Annotated in this window: 11 protein-coding genes; 4 read left to right on the forward strand and 7 right to left on the reverse strand. The window is 74.0% G+C overall.

Annotated features, from left to right (window positions below; all coding sequences use genetic code 11):
• Nucleotides 1-21 precede the first annotated feature (21 nt).
• Nucleotides 22-1,020: a stage II sporulation protein M gene (locus tag F6X68_RS25050; RefSeq protein WP_225852409.1), complete on the reverse strand. Its 999-nt coding sequence runs from the start codon at nucleotides 1,018-1,020 to the stop codon at nucleotides 22-24.
• 33 nt (nucleotides 1,021-1,053) lie between these two features.
• Between F6X68_RS25050 and F6X68_RS25055 the strand changes: the two genes are divergently transcribed.
• The 4 genes from F6X68_RS25055 to F6X68_RS33665 all read left to right on the forward strand — a co-directional run bounded on the left by F6X68_RS25055 (nucleotide 1,054) and on the right by F6X68_RS33665 (nucleotide 3,855).
• The gene (locus F6X68_RS25055; protein ID WP_225852410.1) at nucleotides 1,054-2,268 is read left to right on the forward strand and encodes an RDD family protein; all 1,215 of its coding nucleotides are present in this window, start codon (nucleotides 1,054-1,056) and stop codon (nucleotides 2,266-2,268) included.
• A gap of 116 nt (nucleotides 2,269-2,384) precedes the next feature.
• Nucleotides 2,385-2,831: a hypothetical protein gene (locus F6X68_RS25060; protein WP_151456581.1), complete on the forward strand. Its 447-nt coding sequence runs from the start codon at nucleotides 2,385-2,387 to the stop codon at nucleotides 2,829-2,831.
• Nucleotides 2,828-3,700, forward strand: a complete 873-nt coding sequence (locus F6X68_RS25065) for a tetratricopeptide repeat protein (RefSeq protein ID WP_151456582.1) — start codon at nucleotides 2,828-2,830, stop codon at nucleotides 3,698-3,700. Before F6X68_RS25060 ends, F6X68_RS25065 begins: the two co-directional genes overlap by 4 nt.
• A complete protein-coding gene (locus F6X68_RS33665) occupies nucleotides 3,697-3,855 on the forward strand; it encodes a hypothetical protein (RefSeq protein ID WP_192581536.1) in 159 nt (52 codons plus the stop codon). The genes F6X68_RS25065 and F6X68_RS33665 overlap by 4 nt, the downstream gene beginning before the upstream one ends.
• Before the next feature lie 129 nt (nucleotides 3,856-3,984).
• Here F6X68_RS33665 and ahcY read toward each other — a convergent pair whose 3' ends face one another.
• The 6 genes from ahcY to F6X68_RS25095 form a co-directional block, all read right to left on the reverse strand.
• Nucleotides 3,985-5,484: an adenosylhomocysteinase gene (gene ahcY, locus F6X68_RS25070; protein WP_151456583.1), complete on the reverse strand. Its 1,500-nt coding sequence runs from the start codon at nucleotides 5,482-5,484 to the stop codon at nucleotides 3,985-3,987.
• 299 nt (nucleotides 5,485-5,783) lie between these two features.
• The gene (gene manA / locus F6X68_RS25075) at nucleotides 5,784-6,947 is read right to left on the reverse strand and encodes a mannose-6-phosphate isomerase, class I (RefSeq protein WP_151456584.1); all 1,164 of its coding nucleotides are present in this window, start codon (nucleotides 6,945-6,947) and stop codon (nucleotides 5,784-5,786) included.
• Nucleotides 6,948-6,950: 3 nt separating this feature from the next.
• A complete protein-coding gene (locus F6X68_RS25080) occupies nucleotides 6,951-7,937 on the reverse strand; it encodes a cation diffusion facilitator family transporter (RefSeq protein ID WP_151456585.1) in 987 nt (328 codons plus the stop codon).
• Between the two features lie 76 nt (nucleotides 7,938-8,013).
• Nucleotides 8,014-9,210 (reverse strand): SIS domain-containing protein, encoded by a 1,197-nt coding sequence (locus tag F6X68_RS25085; protein WP_151456586.1) that lies wholly within the window; start codon nucleotides 9,208-9,210, stop codon nucleotides 8,014-8,016.
• Nucleotides 9,207-9,389: a Trm112 family protein gene (locus F6X68_RS25090; RefSeq protein WP_121396478.1), complete on the reverse strand. Its 183-nt coding sequence runs from the start codon at nucleotides 9,387-9,389 to the stop codon at nucleotides 9,207-9,209. Before F6X68_RS25090 ends, F6X68_RS25085 begins: the two co-directional genes overlap by 4 nt.
• Nucleotides 9,390-9,451: 62 nt before the next feature.
• Nucleotides 9,452-10,834, reverse strand: a complete 1,383-nt coding sequence (locus F6X68_RS25095; protein WP_151456587.1) for a phosphomannomutase/phosphoglucomutase — start codon at nucleotides 10,832-10,834, stop codon at nucleotides 9,452-9,454.
• Nucleotides 10,835-11,029: the final 195 nt, after the last annotated feature.

Below are 11,029 nucleotides of genomic sequence, written 5' to 3' on the forward strand. Positions count from 1 at the left end.
AGGCCCCCGTTGATCATGAAGTTATTGCCCGTCCGCCCGGCGTGTCACGGCAACAACTTCATGATCAACGGGATCTGAGTGGGTGGCGCGGCGACCGAGGAGCACCACGTACGCCAGGAAGGCGAGCCAGACGGCGGCGCCCACGGCCACGCGGAGCGGAATGGGCACGGGCGCGGGGGTCACGAACGCCTCGATGACGGCGGAGACCGCGAAGAGCCCCACCAGCCCGACGGCGACCAGCACGCCCTCGCGTCCCGCCCGGGCCACCGACTGCCCCCGGGTGAGCTGCGTGGGCGGCGCGATCCACGCCCACCCGATGCGCAGGCCCACCCCGGCGGCCACGAAGACGCCGGTGAGTTCCAGCAGCCCGTGCGGGGTGATCAGGCCGAAGAAGACGTCCGCGCGGCCGTAGGCGACCATCACCCCGCCGACCACGCCGATGTTGAGCGCGTTCTGCCAGAGCAGGTAGAGCACCGGGACGATCAGGACCCCGGCGGCGAGGCACTGGGCGGCGAGCCAGGCGTTGTGCGTCCACAGGTGGAAGGCGAACGTCGGCGCGGAGAACTCGGTGTAGTAGCCGGCGAAGCCGGACTCGACCAGGTCGGCGGCCGCCGCCTCGCCGATGAAGGCCGCCGCCGTCTGCGGGTTGCCCGCGACGAACCAGATGAGGAAGAAGCTGAGCAGGCTGAACCCGGTCGCCACCCCGCACCACCAGGGCCAGGCGCGGTAGACCGCGGCGGGGAAGCCGGCCACGAAGAACCGCCCGACCGCCGCCCACGACGGGCGCGGGCGCCCGGTGAGCCGGGCCCGGGCGCGCAGCACCACCTGGGAGAGCTGGCTGACCAGCGCCGGGTCGGGTGAGCGGCTGCGCAGCACCGACAGCTGGGTGGTCGCCCGCTGGTAGAGGGCGACCAGCTCGTCGACCTCGGCGGCGTCGAGCCGGCCGCGCTTGGAGAGTTCCTCCAGCCGTCGCCACTGCCCGCCGTGTTCCGCGACGTACGCGTCGAGATCCACCGTCACCCCCGTCCGGCGATCATAGTGTTCACTGTCGGGGTGAGAGCACAACCTCGACCGCCGGCCCGACCCGCCCCGTGGGGTGACGCCGGGCTGGTCAGCGGGGAGGCCGTGGAGCTGGACGTCCGGGCCGCCCGGATCGGTTCCCGGGTGCTCGCGCTGCTGCTCGACGTTCTGGCGCAGGCGGCACTCATGCTGGTGCTGTCCATGAGCGTCGGCATCGCGATGCTCAACCTGCCGGAGGGGCTGGTCGACGGCGCCCTGGCCGGTGGGATCGCCACGGTGGGCCTGATCCTGGTGCTGGTCGGCTACCCGGTGCTGTGCGAGCGGTTCAACCACGGCCGCACGCTGGGCAAGATGGCGGTCGGGCTGCGCGTGGTCAGCGCCGACGGCGCTCCGGTCGCGGCGCGGCAGTCGCTGATCCGGGCGCTGGTCGGCGTGGCCGTGGAGTGGCCCGGCCTGGTGCTGCCGCTGGTGAGCTGGGTGGCCGGGGTGACGGTGATGGTGACCGACCGGCGCGGGCGTCGGCTGGGCGACCTGGTGGCGGGCACGCTGGTCGTGCACACCCGCACGGCGACCGCCTGGCGGCCCGTCCCCACGGCGGTACCCGCGCTGGCCAGTTGGGCGGGCGTGGTGGACCTGAGCCGGCTCGACGACGGCCTGGCGTTGGCCGCCCGCCAGTACCTGGCCCGGGTGCACCAGCTGGCGGAGCCGGCGCGGGGGCGCTTGGGGCACGGGTTGTGGACCGAGGTCTCGGCGGTGGTCACGCCGCCCCCGCCTCCGGGCATGCCCGAGTCGGTCTACCTGGCCGCGGTCCTCGGCGAGCGGCACCGGCGGGCGAGGTACCGGCTGGGGCTCGACCGGTCGGCCGCCGCGACGCTCTGGCCGGAGCTGACACTCCACCCGCCCGCGCCACCCCGCGCGACCACGTCCGCCGCCGGGCCCGCAGCCGTCGCCACGTCTGAAGGCGCCGCCGGACCCGACCTCACCGCCGGGCCTGCGGGTGCAGCCGGGCCCGCGGGTGCCGTCGGGTCTGCGAGTGCCGCCGGACCCGACTTCACCGCCGGGCCCGCAGGCGTGGCCACGTCTGAAGGCGCCGTCGGGCCCGCGGGCGCCGTGCCGCCCGGCACGGTCCGTCCGGCGGTGCCCGTCGGGGCGCCGGCCGCCGTGCCGGTGCAGCCCGTTCCGGGGGTACGGCCGGCGGTCGCCCCGGCGGCACCGGGTGGCGTGCCTGTGCCCGACGTCGGCACCTGACCGGCGGGCGGGGGCCGCACACGTCGCGACCTGGGATCCACTCCGTCCAGGAGCGCCGCCGGTCACCCGGCTGTGGCAGGATCCGGCTCGCTCGCCCCTACCGAGACGGGAACATCGTGGCCGACGATCTGTTCACCCCTACCATCGCGCCGGCGGCGTACGGGACGCGACGCCGGCCGTGGCGACCGCAGTCGCTGATCTTCCCCGCCGTCTTCGCCGGTCCGCTGGCCGCCACCGTGCTGGCCCTGGTCAACGGGCACCGGCTGGGCCTGCCCCGTCGGACGAACCTGATGGTGCTCGGCGTCGGGCTGGCCGCGCTGACGGCCCGGTTGGCGCTCACGCTCGCCTTCCTCGACGACTGGGGGGACCGTCCCGTCCGGCTGATCGCGGCGCTGGCCGGCGCCGGGGTCTGGTTCGCCGCCTCCGCCACGCAGAAACGTCCGTTCCGGGCCTACGAGCTGCGTGGCGACGAGCCGGCGTCGCTGTGGCTGCCCGGCCTCGGGGCGGTGCTCCTGTTCGGGGTCGTCGAGGCCCTGCTGTTCCTGCTGGTGGCCGCCGTATGACCGCCCCGGAGGCCCAGCTCGCCCGGGTGGCGCACCTGCTCGAGCTGAACCGCGCGGAGCAGGCCCTCGACGAGGTCGACCGGCTCCCGGCCGCCCTGGCCCTCAGCCCGGCGGCGTTCCGGCTGCGGGCGTACGCGCTGACCTCGCTGAGCCGCTGGGACGACCTGGCCGCCGTCGCCCGTCGAGGGCTCGCCGAGGCCGGCCCGGACCCCGAACTGCTCGGCCGGCTCGGCGTCGCGCTGCGCCACCGCCGCGAGTACCCCGCCGCCGAGCGGGCACTGCTCGACGCGCTCGCCATCGAGCCGGAGGACCCGTGGCTGCTGTGCCAGTACGCGCAGCTCTGCTCGGCCGTGGGGCAGCTCGACAAGGCGGAACGCCTGGTCGCCCGGGCCGCCGCGATCAGCCCGCAGGAGCCGGCCGTCTTCGCGTGCCGCGTCCAACTCGCGTACGCCCAGGGGGACGACCGGGAGGCCGACCGGATCGCCAGGGAGTTCCTCGGGGCGTGGCCGGACAATCCGGCTGCGCTCGCCCTGCACGGCGCCACCTCGGCCCGGCGTGGCCGGTTGGGCACCGCGCGCCGCGCGTTCGGCCAGGCGGTGGCGCACGACCCGACCGATGCCGACTACGCCGAGGCGGCATGGGAGGCGCAGGTGCACGCGCACCCGCTGCTGCTGCCGCTGCGCCCGCTGCACCGGCTGGGGATCTTCCGCACCTGGCTGCTCGCGGTCGGCGTGATCGTGCTGCTGAACGTCGCCGGTCTGGACGTGCTCGCCGGCCTGTTCGCCGTGGCGTGGATGCTCTTCTGCGTCTGGTCGTGGATCGCTCCGCCGCTGGTCCGCCGGCTGGTGCTCGGTCGGTGGCGGTCGTGAGGGCGTTCGGGCCGTGGCTGGCCGTCCTCGCCGTGGTGCTGCTGCTCGACGCGCTGCGGCTGCGCGCGCTGGCCGCCGTGGTCTCGGTGGCGTGGCTCGTCTGGTGCGTGTGGAGCTGGGTCCGCCCCGCCCGTCGCCGCCCCCGCCGGGACTGACCGCCCGGCGGCAGGCGGCCGCCCGCGCTGACGCCGGCCGGCTCGACCCGTGGCGGCGCGCCCGCCCCGAAACGCCGACCGGGCCGGCCGCTCGGAAGGGAGCGGTCGGCCCGGTCGGCGCGGTGGATGTCAGTAGCGGTAGTGCTCCGGCTTGAACGGGCCCTCCACGGAGATGCCGAGGTAGGACGCCTGCTCCTTGGTGAGGGTGCTCAGCTTGGCGCCGAGCGCCTCCAGGTGCAGCCGGGCGACCTTCTCGTCGAGGTGCTTGGGCAGCACGTAGACGCCGATCGGGTATTCCTCGGTCTTGGTGAACAGCTCGATCTGGGCGATCGTCTGGTTGGCGAACGAGTTCGACATCACGAAGCTCGGGTGGCCGGTGGCGTTGCCCAGGTTGAGCAGGCGGCCCTCCGACAGCACGATGATGGCGTGCCCGTCGGCGAACTTCCAGAGGTCGACCTGCGGCTTGATGTTGACCCGCTCGACGTCGGAACGCTTCGCCAGGCCGGCCATGTCGATCTCGTTGTCGAAGTGGCCGATGTTGCCGACGATGGCCTGGTGCTTCATCCGGGCCATGTGCTCGTTGGTGATGACGTCGAAGCAGCCGGTGGCGGTGATGAAGATGTCGGCCTGCTCGACCACGTCGTCCAGGGTGGCGACCTGGTAGCCGTCCATCGCGGCCTGGAGCGCGCAGATCGGGTCGACCTCGGTCACCACGACCCGGGCGCCCTGGCCGCGCAGCGACTCGGCGCAGCCCTTGCCGACGTCGCCGTAGCCGAGCACGACCGCCATCTTGCCGCCGATCAGCACGTCGGTGGCCCGGTTGATGCCGTCGATGAGCGAGTGGCGGCAGCCGTACTTGTTGTCGAACTTGCTCTTCGTCACCGAGTCGTTGACGTTGATGGCGGGGAAGAGCAGGGTGCCGGCGCGGTGCATCTCGTAGAGCCGGTGCACGCCGGTGGTGGTCTCCTCGGTCACGCCCTTGATGCCGGCGGCGATCCGGGTCCACCGCTGGTTGTCCTCGGCGAGCGAGCGGTGCAGCACGCCGAGGATGACCGCGTACTCCTCGGAGTCGGCGGACTCGACCGGCGGCACCGCGCCGGCCTTCTCGAACTCGGCGCCCTTGTGCACCAGCAGGGTGGCGTCGCCGCCGTCGTCGAGGATCATGTTCGGGCCCTGCCCGTCGGGCCAGGCGAGCACCTGCTCGGTGCACCACCAGTACTCCTCCAGGCTCTCGCCCTTCCAGGCGTAGACCGGGACACCGGCCGGGGCCTCGGGGGTGCCCTCCGGGCCGACGACGATCGCGGCGGCGGCGTGGTCCTGGGTGGAGAAGATGTTGCAGGACGCCCAGCGGACCTGCGCGCCGAGCGCGACCAGGGTCTCGATGAGGACGGCGGTCTGGATGGTCATGTGCAGCGACCCGGTGACCCGGGCACCGGCGAGCGGCTGGGCGTCGGCGAACTCACGACGGATCGCCATCAGGCCGGGCATCTCGTGCTCGGCGAGCTGGATCTCCTTACGCCCGAACTCGGCGAGCGACAGATCCGCCACCTTGTAGTCGCCCTCGGCGAGAGTGCTCGGCCGGGCCTCGGACGGCGTGCCGCTGGCGGACGCCGGGAGGGTGCTGGTCATGAAATCTCCTGTCGGACGATGTGCTGCGCGACCATTCACCTTACGCGCGCGAGCCGCCGACGGGAGGACCGGTCGGGTGAAGTGAGCACGAAGACATCAGCGGACAGCGCACGGGGCGGTCGGTCGTGAACGGTGTCCCGTCCATCGGCCGCCCGCCCCGTGCATCCCCCCGGTTTGGTTCCCCCGCGCGTTCTCGGACCTTCGTCGCGATAACGCTGCGTACTCATAGAGTTACACTCGGCCAGAGTCGCGTCAAGCTATTCCGGAAAAGTCGGACTTGCGCGTCGCCGCTGGGCCGGTCAGCGCAGGCCGCAGCTCGCGACGTACGCCTCCCCCGCGCCGCCCAGGCGCAGCGGCCCGGCGGCGGCGCTGCCGACGGCCGCCCGCCCGGGCGCCAGCGTCACCGCGCCGGCCCCGTCGTCGACCGAGACCTCGCCGGAGCGGCAGAGCACCACCCGGGGCCCGGGCACCTCGACCGACACCGCCGGCAGTCCCGCGCCCACCGTCACCCGGTGCAGCGCGAAGTCCTCCACCGGCACCGGCCACGTGACCACGCCCGGGGCGACCTCCAGCGGCGGCACCACCGGGTCGCGCAGCACCTCGAAGCGCAGCACCCGCAGCAGCTCCTCGACGTCCACCCGCTTCGGCGTCAGCCCGCCGCGCAGCACGTTGTCGCTGGCCGCCATGATCTCCACGCCGGTGCCGCGCAGGTAGGCGTGCAGGTTGCCCGCCGGCATCCAGATCGCCTCGCCGGGGGCCAGCCGCACCCGGTTGAGCAGCATCGCCACCAGCACCCCGGGGTCGCCCGGGTAGGCGGCGGCCAGGTCCCGGGCCAGCTCCGCGTCCGGCCCCGCGACCGGTGCCGACGCCACGGCCGCCACCAGCGCGTCGCGCCCGTCGGCGGGCCAGGTCAGCAGCAGTCGTACGGCGTCACGCAGGCCCGCCGGCCCGGTCCGCAGCGCCGCCAGCACCGGCTCCAGCGCGGGTACGCCGAAGCCGGCCAGCGCCGCCGCCGAGGCCGCCGGGTCCCGGAAACCGCAGAGCGCCTCCATCGGCGAGAGCGCGACCAGCAGCTCCGGCTTGTGGTACGGATCGACGTAGTTGCGCTGTCCGTCGGGGCGGGCGGCGTCGGCGGCGTGCCCGGCGCGGGCCTGCTCGGCGTCCGGGTGCGCCTGGAGGCTCAGCGGGGCGTCGGCGGCGAGCACCTTGAGCAGGAACGGCAGCCGGGTGCCGAACCGGCCGACCAACCGCTCGCCGAGCCAGTGGTGCGGCTCGGCGAGCAGCAGGTCGGTCAGGCTCACCCGGTCGCCGTCGCGGTCGACCAGGGCCGGGCCGCCCGGGTGGGCGCCCAGCCACAGTTCGGCCTCCGGGCCGTCGCTCGGCGCCGGCCGCCCCTGCAACTCGGCGATCGCCGAGCGGGACCCCCAGGCGTAGTCGCGGATCGGTCCGTGCAGCAGTTCCACCGGTCAGCTCCCGGACCGCCCGGCGACCTCACCCGGCTCGGCGGGCGACGCGGTCCCGGCGACCGCCCGCTCGGCGGTGGCGTGGTAGATGTCCGGTTCCAGGTAGATCACCCGGGCGGTCGGCACGGCGGCGCGGATCCGACCCTCGACGGTGTTGATGCTCTGCGCCAGCACCTCGGCGGTGACGCCAGCCGGCACGGCGACCTTGGCGGCCACCATCAGCTCCTCGGGCCCGAGGTAGAGCGTCTTCATGTGGATGATCCGCTCGAACTCGGGGCCGTCGGTGACCGCCTTCTCCAGCGCGGCGACGTCGTGCGCCTCGGCGCCCTCACCGAGCAGCAGGCTCTTGGTCTCGATGGCCAGGATGATCGCGATGATCACCAGCAGCACACCGATCATCGCGGTGCCCACCGCGTCCCACCGGCCGTTGCCGGTGATCAGCGTCATGCCCACGCCGAAGAGCGCGAAGACCAGACCGACCAGCGCGCCCAGGTCCTCCAGCAGCACCACCGGCAGCTCGGGGGCCTTGGCGCGCCGGACGAACTTCACCCACGACTGGTTGCCCCGGACGAGGTTGGACTCGACGATCGCGGTGCGGAAGGAGAACGTCTCCATGATGATCGCCGCCACCAGCACCACGACCGGCACCCAGTGCCACGAGGTGATGCCCTCCTCGTGCGACCACTTGTGGTACGCCTCGTAGAGGGCGAACAGGCCACCGACGCTGAACAGCACGATGGAGACGATGAACGCGTAGATGTAGCGCTCCCGGCCGTAGCCGAAAGGGTGCTGAGGAGTGGCCGCGCGCTTGGCCCGACGCCCGCCGAGCAGCAGCAGGGCCTGGTTGCCGGAGTCCGCGACCGAGTGGATCGACTCGGCCAGCATCGACGACGACCCGGTCAGCAGGAACGCGACGAACTTGGTGACGGCGATGCCGGCGTTGGCCAGCAGGGCGGCGACGATCGCCTTCGTACCACCGTTGGCGCTCACGCCGTCGCTCCGTCGTGTCGCGCGGCACCGCCGGGCATCGGCGCGACGCGCCGCTCGACCCGTTCCCTGCTATCGCTCACTGGTTTGCCAGCTCCTTCATTTCGGTGATGGCCGGCACGGCCATCGGGTCCAGTCCGTGTGCCAGGGCGAGGTAGATCGAGGCGAAGTCCGGCACGGCGACCAGCGAGGCGAGCCGCTCCAGCGCGGAGCCGCCCTCGGCGGTCACCACGTCGCAGCGCACGCCGCGCCGCTCGGCGAGGGTCTGCACGGCGTCCGCGCGGCGCTCCTCGACGTCGAGGGGCTCGTCGGCGTCGTCCTCCGGGTTCAGCCCGCCGTCGCGCAGCAGCACCAACCGCAGCCGGGTGCCCGACGGCGCCTCCGCGTCGGGGTCGGCGAAGATGTCGCGCTCCCCCTCGGCCAGACCGCCGAACACGCCGTCGAGCAGGCCGACCCGACCGCGCCCCGCCTCGCCGAGCGCCCCGCTGACCACGGGGTAGCGGGCGTTGGCGGACAGGGTGTCGCCGAACCGGCGGGCCGCGACCGTGGCCAGCGGCGACGAGCCCCAGACGATCGGCACCGAGCCGGCGAGGCCCAGAGCCAGCGACTTCGCGGGGTTGACGAAGGACTCGGCCGTCGGGCGGCAGCGGTCGGCGTCCGCGTCCAGCCGGGCCGCGGTCTCCGCCAGATCCGCCTCGTTGACCTTCACGAGCCCGAGCGTACGGGCGGCGAGCAGGACCGGCACGGTGAGCGCCCAGAGGCTGGCCCGGGCCGGGGCGCGCCGGGGCACCGGGATGAACGGCGCCCGGGCCCGCTCGGCCACGGACTGCAACTGCGAGTCGGGCGCGCCGACGGCGACCAGCCGGGCGCCCCGCCGGTGCGCGGCCTCGGCGGCGCCCAGCGCCTCGGGGCTGCGACCGGACGCGCTGACGGCGATGACCACGTCGGCGGCGCCCACCCAGCCGGGCACACCGGCGCTGCGGTGCGGGATGACCGGCACCGGGCAGCGCGGCCCGGCGACGGTGGCCAGCACGTCACCGGTACGCCCGGCGGTGCCGATGCCGGCGATGACGACCGCCCGGGGGCGGCCCTCGTCGGCGAGCACCTGGAGGTTGGCCTCGGCGGCCAGCGCGGCCGTCTCGCGGACCTGCGCCCCGGCGGAGGCGGTGTGCCGCAGCATGCCGCCCGGGTCGTGCTCGGCCAGCGCGGCCGGGTCGTCGAGCAGTGCCTCGTCGGGCTCGCGTCGGCCGCTGACCCCGGCCACACCGTCGATCACGACTGCTCCGAGGGGCCGCGCGCCTCGTCCAGCAGCAGCACCGGCACGTCGTCGCGGACCTCGAAGATCCGGCCGCACTCGGTGCAGGTCAGCGTCTGCGCCTGCGCGTCGTAGTCGAGCGGGGCGTGATGCGTGTCCGGACAGGCGAGGATTTCCAGCAACTGCGGGTCCAGGGCCACGGCGCGGCTCCTTCCACGTATGCGGTCTCACCGATCGACGGTGCCGACCGGCGCAGGCGATCTTATCGGCGAACGCGGTCGAGCACCTCGTCACGGAGGGCGGTCATCCGCTCCCGCGTCGGGGCCTCGACGTTGAGCCGCAGCAGCGGCTCGGTGTTGGAGGCGCGCAGATTGAACCACGCGCCGTCCGGGAAGCGCAGGGTCAGTCCGTCCATCTCGTCGACGTCGGCCTGCGGGTACGCGGCCCGCACCTCGGCCACCTTCGCGGCCTGGTCGGCCACCGTCGAGTTGATCTCACCCGAGGCCACGTACCGCTCGTACTCGCTGGCCAGCACGGACAGCGGCAGCGACTGCTCGCCCAGGGCGGCCAGGGTGTGCAGCGCGGCGAGCATGCCGGTGTCGGCGAACCAGAAGTCGCGGAAGTAGTAGTGGGCGGAGTGCTCGCCGCCGAAGATCGCGTTCGTCCGGGCCATCTCCGCCTTGATGAAGGAGTGCCCGACCCGGGCGACGACCGGCTCGCCGCCGTGCTCGCGGATGATCTCCGGCACCGCCCGGGAGGTGATCAGGCCGTGGATCACCGTCGAGCCGGGGTGCTTGGCCAGCTCGCGGGCCGCCACCAGGGCCGTGACCGCCGACGGCGAGACCGGCTCGCCGCGCTCGTCGACCACGAAGCAGCGGTCGGCGTCGCCGTCGAACGCCAGGCCGATCTCGGCGCCGTGCTCGATCACCGCGCGCTGGAGGTCGACCAGGTTGGCCGGGTCCAGCGGGTTGGCCTCGTGGTTGGGGAAGGTGCCGTCGAGCTCGAAGTAGAGCGGCACGATCTCCAGCGGCAGGGCCGGCAGGACGGCGTCGCCGAGCACGGCCGGGACGGTGTAGCCGGCCATGCCGTTGCCGGCGTCCACGACCACCTTCAGCGGACGGATGCCCGAGAGGTCGACCAGCTGCCGCAGGTACGCCGCGTAGTCGGCCAGCAGGTCGCGGCGCTCGGCCGGCGCGGCCGGCGTGCCGGTCGGACGCTCGCCCTTGTCCAGCAGCGCCTGCGCCCGCTCGCGGATCTCGGCCAGCCCGCTGTCCTGCCCGATCGGGCGCGCCCCGGAGCGGCACATCTTGATGCCGTTGTACTGCGCCGGATTGTGGCTGGCGGTGAACATCGCGCCGGGCAGCCCCAGCGCGCCGGAGGCGTAGTAGAGCATGTCGGTGGAGGCGAGGCCCAGCTCGATGACGGCGCGCCCCTCGGCGCGCACGCCGGCGGCGAAGGCGGCGGCCAGAGCAGGACCGGTGGCACGCATGTCGTGCGCGACGAGCGCCGCCCCGTCCCGCTCACCGAAGCCGTCCAGCACCTGCGCGAAGGCCGTGCCGAGGGCCTCGGCGGCCTGCTCGTCCCACTGGTCCGGCACCGTCCCACGGACGTCGTAGGCCTTCACGATCTGGGACAGATCAGACACCGGTCTCGCTCCTCGCGCCGCAGGTCCTCAACGGCCTGAGCGTATCGGAGCGGCGCGGCCCGGCCCGGCTCAGCCAGGGAGCCGGGGCATGAACACCGTGTGGTCGCCACCGCCGGTCTCCGGCGGCGGGTCACCGGGCTTGCCCTGGGCGGGCGGCACGGGCGGCGGCGCCCCGTACTGCCCCTGCCTCTTATA

The sequence above is a fragment of the Micromonospora sp. AMSO12t genome (assembly GCF_008806585.1).
Classification (GTDB): domain Bacteria; phylum Actinomycetota; class Actinomycetes; order Mycobacteriales; family Micromonosporaceae; genus Micromonospora; species Micromonospora reichwaldensis.

Excerpts from the sequence above, each read along its gene's own strand:
- ahcY (WP_151456583.1), bottom strand. The coding sequence starts at position 5,484 with ATGACCAGCACCCTCCCGGCGTCCGCCAGCGGCACGCCGTCCGAGGCC.
- F6X68_RS25065 (WP_151456582.1), top strand. The coding sequence starts at position 2,828 with ATGACCGCCCCGGAGGCCCAGCTCGCCCGGGTGGCGCACCTGCTCGAG.